Source organism: Achromobacter spanius, assembly GCF_029637605.1.
Taxonomy (GTDB): Bacteria; Pseudomonadota; Gammaproteobacteria; order Burkholderiales; family Burkholderiaceae_B; genus Achromobacter; species Achromobacter spanius_E.
In genome coordinates this window covers 6,060,449-6,084,078 of sequence record NZ_CP121261.1, presented here as the reverse complement: position 1 = coordinate 6,084,078, position 23,630 = coordinate 6,060,449, and the positions used below count along the sequence as shown (strand labels likewise).

The following is a 23,630-nucleotide window of genomic DNA, read 5'->3' as shown; positions in this document are numbered from 1 at the left end:
AACAGCCCCTTGGAGAACATCCAAGGGGCTTTTCTTTTTGCGCGTGGGGCATGGGAGCCGCCGCGCTAGGCGTCCGCGCCGCTCTGCTTGCGCTGGTAGAAGGCCAACACCTCTTCCAGTTCGCGCGTGCGGGCAAACGGCGGCAGGCCGCGCCACAGGCGCTTGCCGTAGGGCTTTTCGACCAGGCGGGCGTCGCCCACCATCAGCACGCCCCAATCTGATTCGGTGCGGATCAGGCGGCCCGCGCCCTGCTTGAGCGAAATGGCGGCTTCCGGCAATTGGTATTCCGAAAACGGGTTGCCGCCCTGGGCGCGGCACGCACGCAGGCGCGCTTCGATGACCGGGTCGTCGGGCGGCGCGAACGGCAGCTTGTCGATGGCCACCAAGGTCAGCACGTCGCCCGGCAGGTCAATGCCTTCCCAGAAACTGGCGCTACCCACCAGCACCGGGTGCTTCAGCTTGCAGAAGCGGTCCAGCAGATCGCGGCGCGTGCCCTCGCCTTGTTTCAGGAGTGGCCAGTCATGGCCGGCGTCATCAAAAGCATCGGCCAGCAAGGTGGCCACTTTCTCCACGGCGCGCAGCGTCGTGCACAGCACCAGCGTGCCGCCAGGGCTGGCTTCCAGCAGCGGCATCAGCGTGTCGACGAAGCGGTCCAGGAACTGCGGCGATTGCGGCTCGGGCATGCCGCGCGGCACGAACAGCAGTGCCTGCTCGGGATAGTTGAAGGGCGATTCCCACTTGCCCGTGCGCGCGCGCTCCAGGCCCAACTGGCTGGTGAAGTGCGTGAACTCGCCGTTCACCGACAGCGTGGCCGAGGTCATGATCCAGGCTTGACCGGGCTTGCGGTACTTGGAGAACGCTTGCGCCACGGACAGCGGCGCGGAATGCAGGCGCACATGGTGCTGGCCGTGTTCGACCCAGCGCACGGCCGGCCCCGTCCATTGTTCGGCGGCCGCGGCCACGCCTTCCAGGATGGCGGCGGGCGTCGACGGGCCATCGGCCAACGCGGCCTGAGGTGCATGGTCGGGCGCGGGTTGGGACGTGGGTTCGGAAACGGAATAAGGCGCGGGCTCTGGCGCCTGGTCATCGCGGCCCCAGCCTTCGTCCTCGAAGCCGGTTCCTGCGCGCCCGGGTGTTGCCCAGCGCTTGAGCCGCACCGAGATCTCGGCGCCGCTGCGCGCGGCCGCCATCAGGTCGGGGTGCTTTTCAGCCACCGCGCCCAGCGCCTTGGTGGCGCTGTCCACGGCCTCGCGCAAGGTGGCCAACGCCTCGTCGAATTCTTCGGGGTTGGGGATGGCCTCGAACGTGGCCTTGCGGCCGGGCATGCGGTCCAGCGGCGCACAGGCCAGGCGCAATTCGCGCGCGGCGGTCTCAAGATGGCGGCTGACGTCGCTCCATTTGGCGGCCTCGCGCGCATACGCCAGCCCGGCCACTTCCAGTGCGCGGCCGAAGTCCATGAGTTGATGCGTGGACACGCTGTTGCCCAGGAAACGGGTGGCGGTGTCGGGCAGTTGATGGGCTTCGTCAAAGATGACGGTGTCGGCTTCGGGAAGCAGGTCGGTCACGCCCTCTTCGCGCAGCACCAGATCGGCCATGAAGAGCGCGTGGTTCACGACCACCACGTCGGCCTCTTGCGCCTGGCGGCGCGCCTTGACCACAAAGCAATCGCGGATGCGCGGGCATTCCTGGCCCAGGCAGTTTTCGCGCGTGGACGTCACGCGCTGCCAGATGTCAGCGTCTTCAGGCACCTGGGCAAGATCGCTGCGGTCACCCGTTTTGGTAATGCCCGCGAACACCTGGATCTGGCGCAACTGCTGGATTTCGGTGCGCGACTTCAAGGCGCGTTCGTCGCCCTGCAAGCGTTCAAGGTGATAGTGGCAGACGTAGTTGCCGCGCCCCTTGAGCAAGGCGGCGGTAACGGGCGCGGCCAGCGCGGCGCGCACACGCGGCAGATCGCGCGCGAACAACTGGTCTTGCAGCGTGCGCGTGCCGGTGGAAATCAGTACCTTGCCGCCCTGGATGAAGGCAGGCACCAGATACGCCCAGGTCTTGCCAATGCCGGTGCCCGCTTCGGCCACGAGCGTGGCGCGGTCCTGGATGGCGTCGCCAATGGCTTGCGACAGTTCCACCTGCGACGGGCGTGGCTTGTAGCCGGGCATGGCTGTCGCCAAGGGCCCGTCTTCATCAAAAAATTCGGAAATATCCAGGTCCAGCATTACGGCAGCCTAGTGTCGGTCGGAGTCTATGGTGAACCGGTACCGGTTACGGTTCGGGCGCCAGACACTGATGTGGGAAAGGACCAAATGATACCCTTTGCCAGGCTCGCTTTCCGTGCGGACGAGGGACGGATCCATCCACCCTGGCACGTTCCGTAACAGCGGCTTATGGCACAATCCGCCCCTTGTTTTTCCTTTTTGCCGTCGTATAGAGATGTCTGAAACTTCCGCTATCACGAACGTCGCCGCCGGCGTCGACAACGCCCGCATCGTCGCGCAGCTTGCCACCGAACTTGGCGCGCGCGTCTCCCAAATCGCTGCCGCGGTGGAACTGCTGGATGACGGCGCCACCGTGCCCTTTATTTCACGTTATCGCAAGGAAGCCACCGGCGGCCTGGACGATACCGTGCTGCGCAACCTTGAGGTGCGCCTGGGCTATTTGCGCGAGCTCGAAGAGCGCCGTGGCTCCATTCTTGAATCCATCTCGCAGCAGGGCAAGCTGACGCCCGAGCTGCAGCAGGAAATTGCCGCCGCCGACACCAAGCAGCGCCTGGAAGACTTGTACGCGCCGTACAAGCCCAAGCGCCGCACGCGCGCCCAGATTGCCCGCGAGGCCGGCCTTGAGCCCTTGGCCGACGCCATCCTGGCCGACACGGCCTGCGACCCCGCCGCGCTGGCCGCGCAGTACCTGAACCCCGAAGCGTCCATCAACGACGCCAAGGCGGCGCTGGACGGCGCGCGCGACATCCTGGCAGAGCGCTACGCGGAAAACGCGGATCTGCTGGCCGACATGCGCGAGCACCTGTGGTCCACCGGCCTGATCTATTCCAAGATGATCGACGGCAAAGAAACCGAAGGCGCCAACTTCCGCGACTGGTTCGACTTCAACGAACCCTTGCGCACGCTGCCTTCGCATCGCATCCTGGCGCTGCTGCGCGGCCGTCAGCAAGGCGTGCTGGAACTGCGCCTGGGGCTGGAAGCCGAGCTTGAAGCGCAGGTGCCGCACCCCTGCGTGGCGCGCATCGCCAATTTCCTGAAACTGGGCAATGGCCTGTTCGCGCTGGACGCCACGCCGCGCGCGCGCTGGCTGGGTGAAGTCTGCCGCTGGACCTGGCGCGTGAAGCTGCTGACGGCATTCGAAAGCGAGCTGATTGGCCGCCTGCGTGAAAGCGGTGAAGCCGAAGCCATCCGCGTGTTCGCCGCCAACCTGAAAGACCTGCTGCTGGCGGCTCCCGCCGGCCCCAAGGCCGTGTTGGGGCTGGACCCCGGCATACGCACGGGCTGCAAGATCGCCGTCATCGACCAGACCGGCAAGGTTGTCGATACCACCACCGTCTATCCGTTTGAACCGCGCCGCGATCGCGACGGCACGATCAACACGCTGGCCGCGCTTGTCGCGCGTCACAAGGTCGATCTGATCGCCATCGGCAACGGCACCGCCTCGCGTGAAAGCGAAAAGCTGGTGGGTGACATGATGGAACGCTTCCCCGACCTGAAAGTCACCCGCGTGGTGGTGTCCGAGGCCGGCGCATCCGTCTATTCCGCGTCGGAAACCGCCGCGCTGGAATTCCCCGACCTGGACGTGACGCTGCGCGGCGCCGTGTCCATCGCGCGCCGGCTGCAGGATCCGCTGGCGGAACTCGTCAAGATCGATCCCAAGGCCATTGGCGTGGGCCAATACCAGCACGACGTCAACCAGCGCGAGCTGGCCCGTTCGCTGGATGCCGTGGTCGAAGATTGCGTGAACGCCGTGGGCGTGGACGTGAACACCGCATCGGCCGCATTGCTGGCCCGGGTCTCCGGCTTGAACTCGCTGTTGGCCAAGAACATCGTGTCCTGGCGCGATGAAAACGGCGCGTTCCCCACACGAGACATCCTGCGCAAGGTGCCGCGCTTTGGTGAAAAGGCCTTTGAACAGGCCGCGGGCTTTTTGCGCATTCCCAACGGGGACAACCCGCTGGACGCCTCGTCGGTGCACCCGGAAGCCTATCCCGTGGTCGAACGCATCGTGGCGAAGATCAAGGCCGAGGTCAAACAGATCATCGGCCAGCGCGACGCCCTGAAAGGCGTATCGCCGTCTGACTTCACGGACGAGCGCTTTGGCTTGCCCACCGTGCGCGACATCTTTGCCGAACTGGAAAAGCCCGGCCGCGACCCGCGCCCTGAGTTCAAGACGGCCCAGTTCAAGGAAGGCGTTGAAACCCTGAACGACCTGTACCCGGGCATGGTGCTGGAAGGCGTGGTGACCAACGTGGCCAATTTCGGCGCGTTCGTCGACATAGGCGTGCATCAGGACGGCCTGGTCCACATTTCGGCGCTGGCCGAAAAATTCGTGAAGGACCCGCGCGACGTCGTGCGCGTAGGCCAGACGGTCAGCGTGAAGGTCCTGGAAGTGGATGCCGCCCGCAAGCGCGTTGCGCTGACCATGCGGCTGAACGACACCGCGGCCCCCGCGCGCCGCAGTGGCGACGCCCCCAAGGGCGGTGACCGCCCCCGCCGCGCTCAAGGCGACGGCGGCCGTGGCAACGCGGCTGGTGGCGCCAGCGGCATGAACAGCGCCATGGCGGACGCCTTCGCCAAGCTCAAGCGCTGATCTTCCCGCGTCTGTTGACCACAAAGTCAGGGCCCAACGGCCCTGGCTTTTTCATTGGGTCCCGGGTTTATTCATTGCCGGCTTTGCCCTAGGACTTTCCCGTAGATTGGCCCATTTTCTTGCGCGCGCTCAATCAACAATTCGAAAAATAAGGGAAAATATCGAATTGTGTCCGAATAATAAAAGCCGGTGGCATTGGGGAACACGGCAGACACAAGCATCCATGATCAGGCGAACCGCGGCGCGAACCGTCTATCAGGCAAGAAGCAAAAGAAAAAGCGCCCCCATCCCGTAGAGCCCCCGGAGAGCCATTCGTCATGCGCACTACCATTACGCTTGCCGCCAATGAAGCGGCAACCATTACCGAAAAAGAAGCTGGCCATAGCGGCACCTACGCCGAAGTCACGCTTGGCCAATACGCGCATCTGATCGTTGACGGCGTCGAAGTCGCCTTCAAGCACATCACGCTGGAACGCCTGGGCACCCGGGTGATTGAATTGCGCAATGGCGCCCAGCTCCAAGTGGGCGCGCTGGGCTTTGCCAGCATGGGCGCCAGCATCGTGTACCGCATCGGCGCGGGCTGCGCGCTGACCTTTGACGCCAGCCAGTGGGACCCCGAAGTGGTCGCCAACACGACTTTTGATTTCGCCAGCCAAGGCAGCGGCACACTGAAGTACTTTCCCTTCATCAACCCGGAATGGCTGGACTGCCCCAACGTAACCGGCTATTCGGAAGGCGACCTGCTTGAGATCGCAGGCCAAGGCAGCGCGCAGCGTTTCCAGGTGCGCGACGGCCGCATCGTGGCGGGCGCGCGGTCGGCCTGAGCCTTTACGGAAAGCGGCTGCGGCGGGAGTAGCAGCGGGCGCAGCATCATGGATGGCAACGCAATGCGCCGCCATCCAGCAAGCGCCTACTCTTGCGCCAACGACGCCAGCGCTTCGCGCACGCGCGTCAGGCGCGCTTCGGCATCGCCCTGCACACCCTCGGGCGCTTCGGCAACCGTCACGCCGTCAATGACGGCCGTATAGCCCTCACCCGCCACTTGCAGTACCTGATCGGCCGATTCCGATTGCAGGCGGCGCATCAAGAGGCCCGCTTGCTTGGGGTCGGCGAAACGCTGCGACAGCAGCAATTCTTCACCGTCGGCAGCCAACAGGCGGAAGCGGAAGCCGCCCGTGTCATCGCGGAAGCTGACGAAACGCGCGCCCTTTTCCTTGTCTTTCTTGCCTTGCGGCTTGCCCGACACGGCGCCGGCGTTCAGATTGCGCAAGCCGACCGCCACGCGCAATTCCTGCATCAACGGCAGCGCCTGCTTGCGCGCCTTGTCCGCACCCGCTTGCAGGATGTCTTCAATACGGCCCGGGTTGGCGATCAGGTCCACGTACTTTTCGCGCATCGGCGCCAAGCGTTCTTCCAGGTGCTCGTAAAGCGCCTGCTTGGCGTCGCCCCAGCCCATGCCATCTTCCAACTGCTTGCGAAACACCGCCGATTCCGCCTGCGTGGCGAACGCGCGGTACAACGTGTACAGGTGCGAGCTTTCGGCGTCCTTGGCTTCGCCGGGCGCGCGTGAATCGGTCACGATACGCATCACCGACGCGCGCAACGCCTTGGCGCCGCCTTCGAACAGCGGGATGGTGTTGTTGTAGCTCTTGGACATCTTGCGGCCATCCAGGCCCGGCAAGGTAGCAACGTCTTCTTCGATGGCCACTTCAGGCAGCGTGAAATAGTCGCGTCCGTACAGATGATTGAAGCGTTGGGCGATGTCGCGGGCCATCTCCAGGTGCTGGATCTGGTCGCGGCCGACCGGCACGCGGTTCGCGTTGAACATCAGGATGTCCGCCGCCATCAGCACGGGATACGAGAACAAGCCCATCGTGACGCCGTCATCCGGATCCACGCCCTTGGCCACGTTCTGGTCCACGGACGCCTTGTAGGCGTGCGCGCGGTTCATCATGCCCTTGGCGGTGACGCAGGTCAGCAACCAGCACAGCTCGGGAATTTCCGGAATGTCGGATTGGCGGTAGAACGTTACCCGTTCGTGGTCCAGGCCCACCGCCAGCCAGGTCGCGGCGATTTCAAGACGGGAACGCGCCACGCGGGCCGGGTCGTCGCACTTGATCAGCGCGTGGTAGTCGGCCAGGAAGAAGAATGCGTCCACACCCGGCTGCGTACTGGCCTCTACCGCTGGCCGGATGGCTCCGGCGTAGTTGCCAAGGTGGGGGGTGCCAGTGGTGGTAATGCCGGTAAGGACGCGGGTATTCATGGGACGAAGAGGCGTATGCGAGGGGAAACGAGCAGTGTAACGTGCCGGCGCCACGACGGCCCCGGCGGTTCAGCGCAGCGGTGCCGGTCAAGCCGCGAACGTCCGCCACGGCTCGAGATGGCGGGGTTCGGCCCGAAGATCGGCTGGCTTACCAGACCGCCAACAACGGAGCGGCCAACGCGCAAACCCCGCCCGCCGTCAACGCCGCGCGCGGCCGGAACGTCAGGAACCAGATCAGCAGCAGGCCGGCAATGCTGAGAATGCCGATCCATTCCACCGTGCCGTAGCTCCAACCCCACACCGTCGCGGACGCATAGAGCGACAGGGCCAAGGCGATCCAGCCGAACACCCGCAATGGCACGCGATGGCGGCGCGGCAGGGCTCGGTCGAACAGGTCTTCGTAGTGACGATCCATGCCCAGGCACAAGGCGGAAAAGCCCGCGTAGGCAAGGCAAAAAGCGGCAAGCGTCATGGCGTATCACCTCGCGGTTCGTAAACGGCGGCGTTGGGAGCAGACTGGGCCGCAGACGTCGCGGCGACGGGCGATGGGCTGCGCGGCGTGCCCGCAGCCTTGGCCGGCGCCTTGGCAGATGCCTGGGCCGCAGCCTTGGCTGGCGCCTTTGCCGGTAAGCGGCGAGCCCGAGCCGCCTTGCGCGACATCCAGGCGAACAACAAGGCGCTGGCCAGGCAGCTCAGGTCGAAACCGGCCATGACCCAATCCCCTTCGGGCAAAGACACCCCCAAGTGTCGCGACGTGGTCAGTGCGTTGACCACCGGCACCAAGGCCAGCGCGGCGGCGGCGATGGCCAGCAGGTCTTGCCACTTGCGATGCTGGAAAAGAAAGGCGTAGACCAGCGACAAGGCCCAGGCCGAGAAGAACGCGCGCGACTCCCAGAACTGGCGCCCGGGCAGATCCACGGGCAACAGCCGGTTGGCCAGGAAAAACGCGGCCACGCCAAACACCACGCCCGCGATGGTGCCGGCGTTTAAACCATCAACCAGCCGCAGCGAAAACGCTTCGCGCGCATCTTGCGGACGCGCCTTCTGACGCCGCTTGGCAATCCACAACACCAGCCCCGTACCCACCATGCCGGTGCCCGCCAGGCTGACCAGGAAATAGAACCAGCGCAACAGCGGCTCGGCGAATAGGCCCAGGTGCAAGCCAGTGATGGTGCCGGCGGTTCTTGCGGTCGCGCCTAGCGTGTCCTGCCCTTCAAGCAGTTGACCCGTTACACCGTCAAAACGCTTCCAGGGCGCCAGCAAACCAAACGACACCCCATCGGCGGCGGCGCGCGTCAGGGTCACGGTGGCGCCGGCATCACCGGGGTTGTTGACCGTGATGCGGCCCACGCGCCCGTGCCATTCCTGTTGCGCCTGCTCGACCAGCGGCGCGATCTGTATCAGTGGCGCGGGCTGGTTCAGCGGCGGCGTCACCTTGAATGACTTGAAGACCTCGTCCGTGTATTGCCGCGGGGTTTCATAGACGGCCTTGATGCCCGCCGGCATCAGCATCACCATGAACAGCACCAGGCCGCTGAAGGTGATCATCAAGTGAAACGGCAGCCCCAGGACCGACAGCACATTGTGGCCGTCCATCCACGCGCGTTGCCCGCCCTTTTTAGGGCGAAAGGTAAAGAAATCAGTAAATATCTTCTTGTGCGTGATGATGCCGCTGATGATCGCCACCAGCATGAACATGCCCGCGATGCTGGCCAGCCAGCGCCCCCACGGGAACGCGGTTTCCAGTTCGAAATGAAAGCGGTAGAAGAATTCGCCACCGCGCGTTTCGCGGCCCGTCACCGCCTGCCCGTTGGCGGGGTCCAGCTTCACGCGCACGAACCCGCGCTCGCCCGGCTTGGGCTTGGGCACTTGATACAGCAGCAGGATCAACGGCTCGCGGTTCGACGGCGGCGTGATGAACCAGCGCTTGGCGTCCGGCGCATGCTCGGCCAGGTAGCGCTGCGCCACCTCGACCGACTGCACGGCGGGCGCCGACTTCACCTGGATCTCGGGCTGCATCCAGTGTGTGATCTCGGGCCGGAAAAACGCCAGCGAGCCGGTCAAGAACATCGCGAACAACACCCAGCCGAATATCAACCCGGCCCAGGTATGCAACCAGGACATTGATTGACGCAGGCCTTCTTCGCCCTGCGCTTTGACCTTTCCTGCCTTCATGCCACCCCCATCGAGCGACCGGCCAGGAACAAGCCGCCCAGCAGCAAGGTCGGCACCAGTATGCCGGCCCAGGCGCGCCAGGCGTTGCGCGTGGCGAACACCCAGATCACGCCGCAGGCGTAGACCACGAAGGACAGCATCTGGGCCGTGGTGACGGCGTCTGCCCGCCCCATGGGCAGCCAGACCGCCAGGCAGGCCGCAGCCGCCGAGGCCAGGGCATAGCCGCCCAGAATGGCGGCAAGCGCCCTGGAAAATACGGCCATGCGATAGCGCATCATGCCTGCGCCGGCTGCGGGAGCTTTCACTTGTTCACATTGAAGGTCGTGGTGGAAACGTAGCGGATCTTGGCGTAGGACTTGCCGTCCGCCTCACCCGCCTTCTCTTCGACGTGCGCGGCTTCCAGCACGTACTGGCCCGGCCACGGCGTCGTGATTTCGATGCGGCCGTTCTCATCGCTCCAGAAACGCTTTTCCCATTTCGGGGGGCCGAAGACGGTGACTTCCGTCTTGGCCAAGGGCTTGCCCTGGAATTGCAGGACGAAAGAATTGGCGCCGGCGGCGGTCGGCACCAGTTCCAGGTCCAGCTTGGCTTGCGTGTCGGTGCGGCCGGCCTTGGCGCCGTACTTCACCAGGGTTTCCTTGAACTGGATCGGTTGAGCCAGGCGGACGTCGCCTTTTCCGCTAGCCGCGAACGCCACGAAATCAGCGCCCTTTTCCGAAGTCTTCAGTACCGTGCCGTCGGCGGCGGTCACGACCGGCGCTACCAACACTTTGCCCAGCAGGCCATCCTGCTTTTCGCGCAGGTCGTCGGCCCATTCGCCAAAATACGCCTTGGCCGGTCCCTCGGCCCCGCGTTCCAGCCAAACAAAGTGCGCCTGCGCAGCGCCCGCGCTGCCCATCAGGGCAATGGCGGCCAAGGTTCTTGCGAATTTCATTATGGGTTTTCCTTTAGTCCGATATTCCGAGAACAGGCAAGCCCCGCGGCCGATGCCTATTCGGAATTGCGTGAATTATAACTATTCTCAGTACGGGCTTCATCAAAAAATTGGGACGGAGTACAAGTCGTTGATTCGCCCACGTTGCCCGGTGGCGCGCCGACATGGCCGAGGCGCGCAGCACCGGACCCCTTACCAGCGATAACGCAGGCTGGCCTTGACCGAACGCTGGTAGCCATACCAGCACCAGGAATCCCCTGTGCACGACGCGATGTATTCCTTGTCGAACAGGTTCTGGACGTTCAGCGCCACCTGCATGCCCTTCAACGACGGCGACACCCGGCCCAGGTCATAGTCCAGCATCAAGTCGACCAAGGTCACGGACGGCACCTTCAGGGTGTTGGTGTCGTTGACGAACGACGAGCCGATGTAGCGCACGCCGCCGCCCACGCCCATGCCCGCCAACGGTCCATCCTGCAACTGATAGCGCGCCCATGCGGAAGCCTGCTGCGACGGCACGCCGGGTGGCGATTTACCCTGCAGGTTCAAGCCGGCCAGGTTGGGGTTGGCCTTGGAGTACTCGTTGTTCATCAAGGAATACGCCGCCACCACCGTCAAGCCACGCATCGGTTCGCTCTTGGCTTCCAGTTCGATGCCCTGCGTGCGCAGTTCACCCGCCTGGATCGAGCAACGCCCGCCCGCCGTGCCGCAGATATGCGTGGGATCCGGATCGGTCGTCGTCATGTTTTCGCGACGGATGTCGAACGCCGCGAATGTCAGCAGCGTGGCGCTGCCAGGCGGCTGGTACTTGATGCCGACCTCGTACTGATTGCCCTCGATGGGCTTGAACGGCGTGTTCTGCCAGCCCGTGCCCGACTGCGGCTCGAACGATTCCGAATAGCTGAAGTAAGGCGCGACGCCGTTGTCGAAGTTGTAGATCACGCCCAGACGGCCCGTGAACTTCTCGGCATTCAAGGAAGACGGCGCGACGCGGCCAGTGGCGATCGTCGTGGTCTCGCCCACGGTGCGTGCCCAGTCGTAGCGTCCACCCAGCAGCACCGACAAACGATCGATCTTGATCTGGTCCTGGAAGTACAGGCCAGCCTGGTACTGCGTTGAGGTGGCGTCGGACGAGAAGGCGGGGCTGGCGATGTGCTGGTGATTGTCCGGGTTCAGCACGGACAGCGGCGGCGCGCTGCCGTAGCCCGCCAACGTGTCGGTCTTCACGTGCTGATAATCAAAGCCCAGCAACGCCGTGTGGCCGAAGCGGCCGGTGTTAAAGCGCGCCTGCAGATTGTTGTCGATGGTCAGCGCGCCCACGTCCACGTCCGTGGCGATGGATGCGCGTTGATGGTACAGATAGGTCTTGTCCGTGTATCCGTAGTTGTTCGTCATGGCGCCGTAGACGCTGCGGTACTGGGCCTCGGACCGTGTCCAGCGCAGGCTTTGCGTGGCCTTGAACGTGTCGTTGAAGCGGTGGTCCAGCACATAGCCCAGCGAATAGCTCTTGCGATCGCTCTTTTCGAAGTTGGCGTCGCCATCGTAATAGTTGGCCGGCAGGCGGATACCGTCCGGCGCCGACAGCAGCGTGCGCATGGCGGGCACCGTGCCGTAAGAGCCCATGTCCGGGTCGCGCTGGAAGTTGGTCAGCACGGTCAGCGAGGTGTCGCCATTGGGCTTCCACGTAAAGGCCGGCGACACGAAGTAGCGCCGTTCCTTGGTGTCCTTGACCTGGCCGTCCGACATATAGCCCGCGCCGACCAGGCGGTACAGGTACTTGCCTTCTTCATCCATGGGGCCGCCAAAGTCAAAGTTGGCTCGGCGGTAATCGTAATTGCCAACCTGCACCTCGACCTCGCGCAGCGTCTCTTCCAACGGACGCTTGCTGACCTGGTTCACCACGCCGCCCGGGCCGCCCTGGCCATACATGACCGAGGCGGGTCCCTTCAACACGTCCACGCGCTCCAGGCGGTAGGCGTCCACTTGCGGCAAGGCGTCACGGCCGCCGAACACGCGCAAGCCGTCCAGGTAAGACGAAGCCGAAAAGCCGCGCACGCTGAATTGGTCCAGGCGCGTGGCGGTGGCACCGCGCGATTCGGTGGCCACGCCCGCCGTATAACGCAAGACCTGGTTAAGCGTTTGCGCGCCCTGCTCCTTGATCTGCTCGCGCGTGATCACCGACACCGATTGCGGCGTTTCGATCAGGGGCGTGTCTGTCTTGGTGGCGCTGACGCTGGCGCTGGCCACATAGCCCACAGTGGGCGCCAACGCGCTTTCCGACATGCCCGACACCGTCACCGGCGCCAGCACGTGCGCATCGCCCGACGCCGGCGCGGGCGCCAACGTCCAGGTATTGCCCGATTGCGCACGCGCCTGCAGCCCGCTGCCAGACAGAATCCGCGCAAAGCCCGCACCCACCGAATAGGTGCCGTTCAGCCCATCGGAATGACGGCCGCGCACCAATGCCGGGTCGAACGACAGCACCACGCCGGCCGTGCGCGCGAACTGCGTCAGCGCGTCAGCCAAGGCGCCGGCGGGAATCTGGTAGCCGCGCTGCGCGTTGGCGGAGACGGGGGCGGCGGCGGGCGCGGATTGCGCCCACACGGCCGGCATGCCGACGGCAAAGGCGCCCGCGCAGGTGGCGGTCAGCACGGCCTTGCGGCCAGCCGTCAATGTGGCGCGCATGCGCGGTTGAGATGAAGCAGACACGAAACTCTCCCTGTACGGTGATCTATCTCTGCCTTTCCGTACGGGAAACGAAAACCTGCAATGCGTCGGGCAAAAAAGTTTGTAACGGTCAGATCTGGCGCGGTCCGACCTGCAGCCAATACTGGGTGTGCCGGCTGACGGTAATGGGTAGCGCGGGTTCAAGCGCCCTGAGCGCGCGCTCGGCATCGTCCAGGGGAAAGACGCCTGACAGCCTCAGACCCGCCACCGCCGGGTCCACCCGGATCACCCCAACGCGCTGGCGCGCCAGATGGCGCGCGAAGTCATCCAGACGCCATTCCTTGGCGACCACCAGGCCGTCCACCCAGGCCAGCCGATCCGGGTCCGAGGCCTTGCGTACAACGTCATGCGCGTCTGAGAACGCCAACCGTTCGCCCGCGGCGGCTTGGGTCCAAGCCCCATCCCGCAGCAAAGCGACGCTGCCCTCATACACGCCCAAGCGCGAATCCGTATCCGTGCGTCGCAGGTCGAAGCGGGCGCGCTCGGCTCGCAATTCGCCATGGCCCGAGTCCACGCGCAACGCATCAACGCCAGCGCGCGACTCGGTGTCGACCAGCATCTCGCCACGCAACAGGTCGATGCCGCGCTCGCTGCCCGACACACGCACGCGCACCGCGCTATCGCTGTTCAAGGTGATGCGCAAGCCGTCGGCCAACGCCACGCTGCGGCGTTCGCCAACGCGCGTGCTCAAGTCGGCCGCCAGGCGCTGCCAGGGCGTGTGCCGATAGCCCGTCCACCCGATCGCGGACATTGCGGTAACCGCGAGCAGCGACCGCAATACCGCGCGGCGCCCCGAAGACGTCGGAGCATTCAGCGCCGCATGGGCCAGCGGCGAAGGCACCCGTCGCGCATCACGACCGATCGCTTCCAGACGGTCCCACGCCTGCCGATGCGTGGCATCCGCCTCCAGCCAGATCCGACAGGCTTCCCGGTCGTGCGCATCGGCCACGCCGCTTTGCAGCTTGGCCCACCAGGCGATGGCCTGGCGCACGACCGGGTCTGGCGGCATGTCGCGCGCGGCGTTATTCATAGAACGCCGCATAGCACGCGGTCATCGCGCGCACCATGTACTGTTGTACCGAACTCAGGGAGACGCCCAGGCGTTCTGCGATGTCGGGATAGGTCAGCCCATCCAACTGCGACATCAAGAACGCGGCGCGGGCCTTGGGAGGCAGGCCGTCCAGCAAGTGATCCAGGCGCACCAACGCCTGTAGTTGTTCGGCCTGCGTCTCGGGCGACGGCGCATAGGCCTGCGGCAGCGTGGAAAGATAGCCCAGGTAGGCGTATTCCAGCGCGGCATGGCGCTGGTGGTCCACCACCAGCCCCTTTGCAATCGTGGTCAGCAAGGCGCGCGCGTCATGGGCGCGCACGGCCTTGCGCCCCTGGATCACCCTGACGAACACATCCTGCGCCAGGTCTTCCGCGCGGTGGTCGCAGCCCAGCTTGCGGCGCAGCCAGCCGAACAGCCAGGGGCGATGCTCGCGGTAGAGACTATCGACGCGACTATCGACGCGACCATCGACGAGGCCATCAATGGCGGCGACGGCGGCGTCGGCACACGGGGCCGATGAGGAAAGAAAGGGGGGAGGCACGATTGAGACTGCGGTGCAGGACCTGAAGTCTCAAAATGTTAAGTGATAATGACTTGCATTACCAATGCTATCTTCAGGCGGCCCGCGCCACGCGGGCCGCTTGCGGCATTGCTACAACGTCGCCGCCAGCCGGCGTTCCGATTCCAGGTATTCGCGCGACTGCATTTCCAGAATGCGCGACACGGTGCGGTGGAATTCATTGGCCAGCGCGCCTTCCGTGTAGATCTCTTCGGGTTCGCACTCTGCCGACATGATGAGCTTGACGCGGTGGTCGTAGAACACGTCGATCAACCATGTGAAGCGACGCGCCTCGGACGCCTGGCGCGGCCCCATCTTCGGCACGCCGGACAAGATCACGGCATGGAAGCGGCTGGCCAGTTCCAGGTAGTCATTCTGCGAACGCGGGCCGCCGCACAGCGTAGCGAAGTCGAACCACACCACCGCGCCCGCCAGCGCCACCGCGCGAATCTCGCGGTGTTCGATGTGCAGCAAGGGCTCTTGCGGCGGCGTATCGGCCAGGCTATCGAAGGCCTTTTGCAGCGCGGCTTGCGCGCGCTCGTCCAGCGGCGTGTGATAGCACTGCACCTGCTCGAGCGAACGGCGGCGGTAGTCCACCCCAGCGTCCACGTTCAGCACGTCCATGCGCGACTGGATCAACGCAATGGCCGGCAGCACACGGTCGCGGTGCAGGCCGTCGGTGTATAGCGTGGACGGCTCGTAGTTCGACGTCATGACGAACGACGTGCCGTACTCGAACAGCTTCAACAGCAGCCGGTGCAGGATCATGGCGTCCGCCACGTCCGACACATGGAATTCATCAAAGCAGATTAGGCGATAGCGCTTGGCGACCCGCTTGGCCACTTCATCCAGCGGATCCTGCATGCCCTTCACTTCTTCCAGCTCGCGATGCACGCCCCGCATGAATTCATGAAAGTGCAGCCGCGCCTTGCGCACGACCGGCACGGTGGCATAGAAGGCATCCATCAGGAAGCTCTTGCCGCGCCCCACCCCGCCCCACAGATACACGCCGCGCGGCACATCGGGGCGGTTCAGCAGCTTTTTCAGCGCGTTCGAGCGCATCGACTTGAACTTGACCCATTCGTCGTAATAGCGCTGCAAGCGGTCGATGGCCTGCTTTTGCGCGGCATCGGGCTTGTAGCCGCGTTCGGCCAAGGCGTGTTCGTAGTATTCGCGGACGTTCATGGGGCTTAACTCAACCAACCAAAATGAAAAAAGGGCGGGTCCTTGAACCCGCCCCCTGTCTAGCTCAGGTCAAGAACGCTTAGAAGTTCAGCGCGCGCTTGTCCACGGCCAGAGCGGCTTCCTTCACGGCTTCCGACAAGGTCGGGTGCGCGTGGCAGATGCGGGCGATGTCTTCGGCGGCGCCGCGGAATTCCATGATGGTCACGGCTTCCGAGATCAGCTCCGAGGCCATCGGGCCCACGATGTGCACGCCCAGGACTTCGTCGGTCTTGGCATCGGCAATCACCTTGGCAAAGCCCGTGGTGTCACCCAGCGCGCGGGCGCGGCCGTTGGCCAGGAACGGGAAGCTGCCGGCCTTGTACTCGCGGCCTTCGGCCTTGAGCTGTTGCTCGGTCTTGCCGACCCAGGCGATTTCCGGCGACGTGTAGATAACCCACGGCACGGTGTCGAAGTTGACGTGGCCATGCTGGCCGGCGATGCGCTCGGCAACCGCCACGCCTTCTTCCTCGGCCTTGTGCGCCAGCATCGGGCCGCGCACCACGTCACCCACTGCCCAGACGTTTTGCAGGTTGGTCTTGCAGTCGCCGTCCACGGCCACGAAGCCGCGTTCGTCCAGCTTCAGGCCCACGGCGTCGGCGTTCAGGCCGCCGGTGTAGGGCACGCGGCCGATCGAGACGATCAGCTTGTCGACCACCAGCTTCTGCTCGGCGCCCTTGGCGTCGACGTAGGGCACGGTCACCGACTTGGCGGTGGCCTTGATCTCGCCGATCTTCACACCCATCTGGATGTTCAGGCCTTGCTTGGTGAACGCCTTCAGCGCTTCCTTGGCGACCTGGCCGTCAGCGGCGGCCAGGAATTCCGGCATCGCTTCCAGGATGGTCACTTCCGAACCCAGGCGGCGCCACACGCTGCCCATTTCCAGGCCGATCACGCCAGCGCCGATCACGCCCAGCGTCTTCGGCACGCCACCGATGTTCAGTGCGCCGTCGTTGGACAGCACGACCTTTTCGTCGAACGGCAGGCCGGGCAGTTCACGCGCCGACGAACCCGTCGCCACCACCACGTGCTTGGCAACCAGGTCTTCTTCGGCAGTGCCGGTGACCTTGATGGCCCAGCCACCTTCCACTTGGCCGCTGAACGCGCCCTTGCCGTGGAAGAAGGTGACCTTGTTCTTCTTGAACAGGTACAGGATGCCGTCGTTGTTCTGCTTGACCACCGTGTTCTTGCGGCCGATCAGCGTGTCGAGCTTCAGGCTGACGCCCTTGACTTCGATGCCGTGCTCGGCGAAGTGGTGGTTGGCTTGCTCAAAGTGCTCGGACGATTGCAGCAGCGCCTTGGACGGAATGCAGCCGACGTTGGTGCAGGTGCCGCCGGGAGCCGGGCCGCCTTGGCCGTTTTGCCAGGCGTCGATGCAAGCGACCGACATGCCCAGTTGGGCTGCGCGAATGGCGGCGATGTAGCCGCCAGGGCCTGCGCCGATCACGACGACGTCAAATTGTTTGGACATAGTGTTCTCGCGGATGAGTGTGGGGTGGAACACGCCCCGCCCGACGTTTGCGAGCCGGAGGCAGGCAGCGGGCCTGCCGGGGCGCCGCGGGCCGGAAGGCCCGGGGCGGCGCCGCGCGGGGCGTCGAGATTACAGGTCCAGCAACAGGCGCTGCGGATCTTCCAGGGCGTCCTTCATGGCGACCAGGCCCAGCACGGCTTCGCGGCCGTCAATGATGCGGTGGTCATAGGACAGGGCCAGGTAGTTCATCGGACGGATGACGATCTGGCCATTTTCCACAACCGCGCGATCCTTGGTGGCGTGCACGCCCAGGATGGCCGATTGCGGCGGGTTGATGATCGGGGTCGACAGCATCGAACCGAACACGCCACCGTTGGAGATCGAGAACGTGCCACCGGTCATTTCTTCAATGCCCAGCTTGCCGTCAGCGGCGCGGCGGCCGAAGTCGGCAATGGTCTTTTCGATTTCAGCGATGGACAGTTGGTCAGCGTTGCGCAGGATCGGCACCACCAGGCCACGCGGGCTGCCGACAGCGATACCGATGTCGAAGTAGCCGTGATAGATGATGTCCTTGCCGTCGATCGACGCGTTGATCAGCGGGTACTTCTTCAGCGCGGCCACGGCGGCCTTGACGAAGAACGACATGAAACCCAGCTTGATGCCGTGTTCCTTTTCGAACTTGTCCTTGTACTTGCTGCGCAGATCGATGACCGCTTGCATGTTCACTTCGTTGAACGTGGTCAGGATTGCGTTTTCTTGTTGCGACTGCAGAAGGCGCTCGGCGATGCGGGCGCGCAGGCGGCTCATCGGCACGCGCTGTTCCGGACGGCCGTCCAGCGACAGCGTGGTCGGGGCCGGCGCGGCCGGGGCCTTGGCCGGAGCAGCCTTGGCGGCGGGTGCGGCGCCGGCGGCCAGGGCGTCGCCCTTGGTCACGCGGCCGTCGCGGCCGGTGCCCGACACGGAAGCGGCGTCAACGCCCTTCTCGGCCAGGATCTTGGCGGCGGCGGGCGATGCCACGCCAGCGGCGGCCGACGAGGCCGGAGCAGCGGCGGGAGCAGCGGGGGCTTGTTCAGCAGCCTTGGGGGCTTCGGCCGGCGCGGTCGCGGCGGCGGCCGCCTTGGCGGCGGTGTCGATACGGGCCAGCACTTCGCCCGAGGTCACGGTGCTGCCATCGCCCTTGACGATTTCAGCCAGCACGCCCGAAGCGGGGGCCGGCACTTCCAGCACAACCTTGTCGGTTTCGACTTCGATCAGGATTTCGTCCGCTTCAACGGCAGCACCCGGCTGCTTCTTCCAGGTCAGCAGGGTCGCTTCGGAGACGGATTCGGAAAGTTGGGGGACAACGACGTCGGTAATAGCCATTTTGTTTGTTCCGTAAAGTTTGTGTTCTGGTCACGCTGCGCGGCAAGGTTCGAAACCGGGTTCCAAAACGCTTGCCGCGCGCGGCGCGTGCATCAAGTCAGGGTTACTTCGTCAACATGACCTTGAACTTGGGAGCGAAAGCCGTTTCGATCAGGGCCTTCTGCTGCTCCTGGTGCTTGGCCAGGTAGCCCACGGCCGGCGATGCCGACGCGGCGCGGCCGGCGTAGCCCAGCTTCTGGCCTTCCACCATGTTCTCGTACACGTGATGCTGAACGTAGAACCAGGCGCCTTGGTTCTGCGGTTCATCCTGAACCCAGATCACTTCGGTGGCCTTCGAGTACTTGCGCAGTTCGGTCTCGAACGACTTGTGCGCAAACGGGTACAACTGCTCGACGCGGACGATGGCGACGTGGTCGGCGCCACGCTCGCGGCGGGCGTTGACCAGGTCGTAGTACACCTTGCCCGAGCAAGCCAGAACGCGCTTGACCTTGCTGGCGTCGATGGCCTCGTCGACTTCCCCGATCACCGGCTGGAAGCTGCCGCCGGCCAGGTCGGTCAGGGGCGAACCCGCGTCCTTGTTACGCAGCAGCGACTTCGGCGTGAACAACACCAGCGGCTTGCGGAACGGGCGGATCATCTGGCGACGCAGAACGTGGAAGATCTGCGAGGCAGAGGTCGGCTGGACCACTTGCATGTTGTTGTCGGCGCACAGTTGCAGGAAGCGCTCGATGCGGCCCGACGAGTGCTCGGGGCCTTGGCCTTCGTAGCCGTGCGGCAGCATCAGGGTCAGGCCCGACTGGCGGCCCCACTTGGCTTCGCCGGAGCTGATGAACTGGTCGATCACGACCTGGGCGCCGTTGACGAAGTCGCCAAACTGGCCTTCCCAGATGGTCAGCGTGTTCGGTTCAGCGCTGGAGTAGCCGTATTCAAAGCCCAGCACCGCCTCTTCGGACAGCACGGAGTCGATGACGGTGAACGGCGCCTGGCCGTCCGACACGTTTTGCAGCGGAATATAGGTGCCGTCATTCCAGCGTTCGCGGTTCTGGTCGTGCAGCACGGCGTGGCGGTGCGTGAACGTGCCACGGCCCGAATCCTGGCCGGTGATGCGGATGGCGTAGCCCGAGGACACCAGGGTGGCGAAGGCAAGGTGTTCGCCCATGCCCCAGTCCAGGTTCAGTTCGCCCTTGGCCATCGTGCGGCGGTCGTTCAACAGCTTGGCGACCAGCGGGTGCACCGTGAAGCCTTCCGGAACCGTCGTGATGCGCTCGCCGATGCGCTTGAGTTCAGCCAGCGGCACGGCGGTGTCGGCCTGGTCGGTCCACTTGGCGCCCAGGAACGGCGACCAGTCAATTGCGTACTTGCTCTTGTAGTCGGTCAGCACGGGTTCGATCGTGCGCTGGCCGTCTTCCATCAACTGACGGTAGTCCTTGACCAGTTGATCGGCTTCGCCTTCAGCCAGCACGCCTTGCGTGGTCAGCTTGTCGGCGTACAGCTTGCGCGTGCCGGGGTGATGGCCGATGCGCTTGTACATCAGGGGCTGCGTCAGCGACGGGGTGTCTTGTTCGTTGTGGCCCAGCTTGCGGAAGCAAACGATGTCCACGACGATGTCATGACGGAATTGCAGGCGGTAGTCCAGAGCCAGCTTGGTGACAAACACCACGGCTTCGGGGTCGTCGCCGTTGACGTGGAACACCGGGGCTTCAATCATCTTGACCACGTCGGTGCAATACAGCGTCGAACGCGAGTCACGCGGGTCGGACGTGGTGAAGCCGATCTGGTTGTTGATGACGATGTGCAGCGTGCCGCCCGTGCCGTAGCCGCGGGTTTGCGCCAGGTTCAGCGTTTCCATCACCACGCCCTGGCCGGCGAAAGCCGCGTCGCCGTGCACCAGCACCGGCAGCACGGTCTTGCCTTCGGCGTCGCCGCGGCGTTCCTGGCGAGCGCGCACGCTGCCTTCGACCACGGGGTTGACGATTTCAAGGTGGGACGGGTTGAACGCCAGCGACAGGTGGACCGGACCGCCACGGGTGGACAGGTCGGACGAGAAGCCGTTGTGGTACTTCACGTCGCCGTCGGTCAGGCCTTCGGCGTGCTTGCCTTCGAACTCGGCGAACAGGTCGCCGGGCATCTTGCCCATGATGTTCACAAGCAGGTTCAGACGGCCACGGTGGGCCATGCCGACCACGATTTCCTGGACGCCGTTTTCACCGGCGTGGTTCACCACTTCGTCCATCGACGCGATGAAGCTTTCGCCGCCTTCCAGCGAGAAGCGCTTCTGGCCGACGTACTTGGTGTGCAGGAAGCGCTCGAGCCCTTCGGACTCGGTCAACTGCTGCAGGATGTGGCGCTTTTCTTCGGCCGAGTAGGCCGGCGCGCCCAGCGTGGTTTCCAGGCGTTCCTGGATCCAGCGCTTGGCGGCGGGGTCGGAGATGTGCGTGAATTCAGCACCAACGCTGCGGCAATACGTGTCGCGCAGCGCCTTCAGGATGTCGCGCAGCGTCATGGTGCTGGCGGTCGTGAAGTAGGTGTTGGTGGCCGAGTAGGTTTGATCCAGGTCGGCTTCGGTCAGGCCGTAGAAGGCCGGATCCAGTTCCGGGATCGGCGGGCGCTCTTGGCGCTTGAGCGGATCCAGGTCGGCCCAGCGCGAGCCCAGCGAACGGTAGGCGGCAATCAGCGATTGCACCGACACCTGCTTGCTGGCGACGCTCAGGTCGGGTTCGGCGGAGCGTTGCACGAAGGCATTGGCCTTGGCGCGCTGGGCGAACGATTCGACGATGGGAGCGTGGGCCTGGTCACGAGTGGACTCTTGGCCGTCGGTAGCGGGAGCGTGCTGCAACTGGTCGAAATATTCGCGCCAGTTATCAGGAACCGAACCGGGATTGTCGAGGTAGGCTTCGTAAAGCTCCTCAACATATGGCGCGTTACCGCCAAAGAGATAAGACGTGGATAGAGATTCTATTTCCGAAGACATATCGCTTCACCTTTGCGAGTGCTTCACTCGACACGATGCAGGAAAAACCTTCCGCGACACGGGCTTCCCGTTTAGCGGATCGCAGGGGCAGAAGGCGCGTACAAGCCTTGAAAGCCGTATGCCGAGCAGTATAACCCTTTGAGTTTACGGGCGTCTTGAGACATTTTTGTGGCGCAAAAAGCCCTTTCGGAATGCCTGCATGCTGCAATGGAATGTCCGCTCAACCCCTGACATTGCGACGTCTACGCGCCACCAATTTCTGGCATTCCAAAATGCCGCAGTGCGTCATTATTGAACACCGTGATGCGCGAGTGTTGCGCATTAGCCGCGTCACACCGGCAAGGCCGTCGTCGACAAGATCTCTTTCAACACAAAAAAAGTGCGAATCTGGCGTACGCCCGGCAGCTTGATGATCTCGCCCGCATGCAGCTTGTTGAAGCGGTCCAGGTCACGTATGCGCAGCATCAGAAAGTAGTCGAACTCGCCCGCCACCAGATGGCATTCCAGGCAGCCGCTGATGCCGCGCGCCGCTTCCTCGAAGTCGGTGAAGGAATCCGGCGTGGAGCGGTCCAGCACCACCCCCACGATGACCAGCGTGGCCATGTCGACCTCGGCGGGTTCAAGCAGCGCGACCGTCTTTTTGATGATGCCTTCAGCCTTCAGCTTTTCCACGCGCCGCAAGCACGCCGCGGGACTCAGGTGGACGCGCGCGCTGAGATCCAGGTTGGTGATCTGCGCGTCGTCCTGCAAGACGCGAAGAATGTGTCGGTCGATACGGTCCAGTCCGGAAAGCGCGGGCATTTAATGCGTCCCCAAAAATATTATCTGGTTAATGTCGGATTTGAAAAAATATTAAATCGAAAATCTGATTACTCATCGATTTTTATATTCCATCTTGCCCTCAATACGCAATTGACCACTTCCACCCGCGATTCCTATGATTTTTCCCATCCGAGCCTCACTCGCCGGCCGGAATGCCTTCATCAGGAGCCCGCATGGATCTGCAACGTTTTCCCCGACATCGCCTGACCTTTGGCGACACCCCCATCGAAAAACTTGAACGCCTGTCCGCGCACCTGGGCGGCAAGGTCGACATCTACGCCAAGCGCGAAGATTGCAATAGCGGCCTGGCGTTTGGCGGCAACAAGCTGCGCAAGCTGGAATACCTGATCCCGCAGGCGCTCGAGCAAGGTTGCGACACGCTGGTCACCATCGGCGGCATTCAATCCAACCACACCCGCATGGTGGCCGCGGTGGCCGCCAAGCTGGGCCTGGCTTGCGTGCTGGTGCAGGAAAATTGGGTGGACTATTCCGACGCCGTCTACGACCGCGTCGGCAACATCATGATGAGCCGCCTGATGGGCGCCGACGTGCGGCTGGTGGACCAGGGCTTTGACATCGGCTTTCGCCGCAGTTGGGAAGAGGCGCTGGAAGACGTGCGCAAACGCGGCGGCAAGCCCTACGCCATTCCCGCCGGCGCGTCCGATCACGAACTTGGCGGCTTGGGCTATGTGGGCTTTGCCGAAGAGGTGCGGCGCCAGGAAGCCGACCTGGGCTTCAAGTTTGACTACATCGTGGTCTGCGCCGTCACTGGCAGCACGCAGGCAGGCATGGTGGTGGGCTTTGCGGCGGACGGCCGGGCCAACCGCGTCATCGGCATCGACGCCTCGGCCACGCCCGAACAAACCCGCGCGCAGATCCTGCGCATCGCGCGCCGCACCGCGGATATGGTGGGGCTGGAAGCAGGCATTGCCGACAGCGACGTGGTGCTGGATACGCGCTACGCCTATCCCGCGTATGGCCTGCCGTCAGCCGAAACCAACGACGCCATCCGCACCTGCGCGCGGCTTGAAGGGATGATGACCGACCCCGTGTACGAGGGGAAGTCCATGCAGGGCATGATGGATCTGGTTCGCCGAGGCGAGATTCCGGCTGGGTCGAAGGTTCTGTATGCGCACTTGGGAGGGGTGCCGGCGATCAACGCCTACAGCTTTCTGTACCGCAACGGCTGACGCCGACGGCCCGCCCGCCGGCTTCGGGGTTATGGGCTGGCCGGCCGGCGACTTGCGCTGACCGGCCACGCGCTG

The 23,630-nt window shown here is 64.2% G+C and carries 17 protein-coding genes; 3 read left to right on the top strand and 14 right to left on the bottom strand.

Translation table 11 applies throughout. The features are described from left to right. Positions 1-65: 65 nt before the first annotated feature. Entirely contained in the window at positions 66-2,216 is a 2,151-nt protein-coding gene (locus P8T11_RS27215; protein WP_268079182.1) for an ATP-dependent DNA helicase, read from the bottom strand. 214 nt (positions 2,217-2,430) lie between these two features. On the opposite strand from P8T11_RS27215, the gene tex reads away from it, so the two are divergent. Then, positions 2,431-4,809, top strand: a complete 2,379-nt coding sequence (gene tex / locus P8T11_RS27210) for an RNA-binding transcriptional accessory protein Tex (RefSeq protein WP_268079184.1) — start codon at positions 2,431-2,433, stop codon at positions 4,807-4,809. Positions 4,810-5,126: 317 nt separating this feature from the next. Further along, positions 5,127-5,633 carry a hypothetical protein gene (locus tag P8T11_RS27205; protein ID WP_268079185.1) on the top strand — a complete coding sequence of 169 codons (507 nt, stop codon included), beginning with the start codon at positions 5,127-5,129 and terminating at the stop codon, positions 5,631-5,633. An 86-nt stretch (positions 5,634-5,719) separates the two neighbouring features. Here the strand turns inward: P8T11_RS27205 and P8T11_RS27200 are convergent, their stop codons facing one another. From P8T11_RS27200 to P8T11_RS27140, 13 genes are all read right to left on the bottom strand, one after another. Continuing rightward, a complete protein-coding gene (locus P8T11_RS27200) occupies positions 5,720-7,072 on the bottom strand; it encodes a tryptophan--tRNA ligase (protein ID WP_268079186.1) in 1,353 nt (450 codons plus the stop codon). Positions 7,073-7,220: 148 nt separating this feature from the next. Further along, complete coding sequence (locus P8T11_RS27195) at positions 7,221-7,544, bottom strand: DUF3325 domain-containing protein (RefSeq protein WP_268079187.1); 324 nt, start codon at positions 7,542-7,544, stop codon at positions 7,221-7,223. Beyond that, a complete protein-coding gene (locus P8T11_RS27190) occupies positions 7,541-9,247 on the bottom strand; it encodes a PepSY-associated TM helix domain-containing protein (protein ID WP_268079188.1) in 1,707 nt (568 codons plus the stop codon). The genes P8T11_RS27195 and P8T11_RS27190 overlap by 4 nt, the downstream gene beginning before the upstream one ends. Continuing rightward, positions 9,244-9,525 (bottom strand): DUF3649 domain-containing protein, encoded by a 282-nt coding sequence (locus P8T11_RS27185; RefSeq protein WP_268082493.1) that lies wholly within the window; start codon positions 9,523-9,525, stop codon positions 9,244-9,246. Before P8T11_RS27185 ends, P8T11_RS27190 begins: the two co-directional genes overlap by 4 nt. A 23-nt stretch (positions 9,526-9,548) precedes the next feature. Then, the gene (locus P8T11_RS27180) at positions 9,549-10,181 is read right to left on the bottom strand and encodes a DUF4198 domain-containing protein (protein WP_277549601.1); all 633 of its coding nucleotides are present in this window, start codon (positions 10,179-10,181) and stop codon (positions 9,549-9,551) included. A gap of 192 nt (positions 10,182-10,373) precedes the next feature. Then, positions 10,374-12,866 (bottom strand): TonB-dependent siderophore receptor, encoded by a 2,493-nt coding sequence (locus P8T11_RS27175; protein ID WP_418910349.1) that lies wholly within the window; start codon positions 12,864-12,866, stop codon positions 10,374-10,376. A gap of 112 nt (positions 12,867-12,978) precedes the next feature. Beyond that, a complete protein-coding gene (locus tag P8T11_RS27170; RefSeq protein WP_268079189.1) occupies positions 12,979-13,938 on the bottom strand; it encodes a FecR domain-containing protein in 960 nt (319 codons plus the stop codon). Then, entirely contained in the window at positions 13,931-14,443 is a 513-nt protein-coding gene (locus P8T11_RS27165; protein WP_268082495.1) for a sigma-70 family RNA polymerase sigma factor, read from the bottom strand. Before P8T11_RS27165 ends, P8T11_RS27170 begins: the two co-directional genes overlap by 8 nt. A 168-nt stretch (positions 14,444-14,611) precedes the next feature. Then, positions 14,612-15,703: a cell division protein ZapE gene (gene zapE / locus P8T11_RS27160; protein WP_268079190.1), complete on the bottom strand. Its 1,092-nt coding sequence runs from the start codon at positions 15,701-15,703 to the stop codon at positions 14,612-14,614. A gap of 79 nt (positions 15,704-15,782) precedes the next feature. After that, a complete protein-coding gene (gene lpdA / locus P8T11_RS27155) occupies positions 15,783-17,210 on the bottom strand; it encodes a dihydrolipoyl dehydrogenase (protein ID WP_050450282.1) in 1,428 nt (475 codons plus the stop codon). A gap of 129 nt (positions 17,211-17,339) precedes the next feature. Continuing rightward, complete coding sequence (gene odhB, locus P8T11_RS27150; RefSeq protein ID WP_259251815.1) at positions 17,340-18,572, bottom strand: 2-oxoglutarate dehydrogenase complex dihydrolipoyllysine-residue succinyltransferase; 1,233 nt, start codon at positions 18,570-18,572, stop codon at positions 17,340-17,342. Positions 18,573-18,675: 103 nt separating this feature from the next. Then, positions 18,676-21,543, bottom strand: a complete 2,868-nt coding sequence (locus P8T11_RS27145; protein ID WP_268079191.1) for a 2-oxoglutarate dehydrogenase E1 component — start codon at positions 21,541-21,543, stop codon at positions 18,676-18,678. 330 nt (positions 21,544-21,873) lie between these two features. Further along, positions 21,874-22,344, bottom strand: coding sequence for an Lrp/AsnC family transcriptional regulator (locus tag P8T11_RS27140; RefSeq protein ID WP_268079192.1), 471 nt, complete (start codon positions 22,342-22,344; stop codon positions 21,874-21,876). Positions 22,345-22,538: 194 nt separating this feature from the next. Between P8T11_RS27140 and P8T11_RS27135 the strand changes: the two genes are divergently transcribed. Further along, positions 22,539-23,555 carry a 1-aminocyclopropane-1-carboxylate deaminase gene (locus P8T11_RS27135; protein WP_050449820.1) on the top strand — a complete coding sequence of 339 codons (1,017 nt, stop codon included), beginning with the start codon at positions 22,539-22,541 and terminating at the stop codon, positions 23,553-23,555. Positions 23,556-23,630 lie beyond the last annotated feature (75 nt).

Coding starts and splice junctions, on each gene's coding strand:
- P8T11_RS27215 (WP_268079182.1), bottom strand. CDS start 2,216: ATGCTGGACCTGGATATTTCCGAATTTTTTGATGAAGACGGGCCCTTG.
- tex (WP_268079184.1), top strand. CDS start 2,431: ATGTCTGAAACTTCCGCTATCACGAACGTCGCCGCCGGCGTCGACAAC.
- P8T11_RS27205 (WP_268079185.1), top strand. CDS start 5,127: ATGCGCACTACCATTACGCTTGCCGCCAATGAAGCGGCAACCATTACC.
- P8T11_RS27200 (WP_268079186.1), bottom strand. CDS start 7,072: ATGAATACCCGCGTCCTTACCGGCATTACCACCACTGGCACCCCCCAC.
- P8T11_RS27195 (WP_268079187.1), bottom strand. CDS start 7,544: ATGACGCTTGCCGCTTTTTGCCTTGCCTACGCGGGCTTTTCCGCCTTG.
- P8T11_RS27190 (WP_268079188.1), bottom strand. CDS start 9,247: ATGAAGGCAGGAAAGGTCAAAGCGCAGGGCGAAGAAGGCCTGCGTCAA.
- P8T11_RS27185 (WP_268082493.1), bottom strand. CDS start 9,525: ATGATGCGCTATCGCATGGCCGTATTTTCCAGGGCGCTTGCCGCCATT.
- P8T11_RS27180 (WP_277549601.1), bottom strand. CDS start 10,181: ATGAAATTCGCAAGAACCTTGGCCGCCATTGCCCTGATGGGCAGCGCG.
- P8T11_RS27175 (WP_418910349.1), bottom strand. CDS start 12,866: ATGCGCGCCACATTGACGGCTGGCCGCAAGGCCGTGCTGACCGCCACC.
- P8T11_RS27170 (WP_268079189.1), bottom strand. CDS start 13,938: ATGAATAACGCCGCGCGCGACATGCCGCCAGACCCGGTCGTGCGCCAG.
- zapE (WP_268079190.1), bottom strand. CDS start 15,703: ATGAACGTCCGCGAATACTACGAACACGCCTTGGCCGAACGCGGCTAC.
- lpdA (WP_050450282.1), bottom strand. CDS start 17,210: ATGTCCAAACAATTTGACGTCGTCGTGATCGGCGCAGGCCCTGGCGGC.
- odhB (WP_259251815.1), bottom strand. CDS start 18,572: ATGGCTATTACCGACGTCGTTGTCCCCCAACTTTCCGAATCCGTCTCC.
- P8T11_RS27145 (WP_268079191.1), bottom strand. CDS start 21,543: ATGTCTTCGGAAATAGAATCTCTATCCACGTCTTATCTCTTTGGCGGT.
- P8T11_RS27140 (WP_268079192.1), bottom strand. CDS start 22,344: ATGCCCGCGCTTTCCGGACTGGACCGTATCGACCGACACATTCTTCGC.
- P8T11_RS27135 (WP_050449820.1), top strand. CDS start 22,539: ATGGATCTGCAACGTTTTCCCCGACATCGCCTGACCTTTGGCGACACC.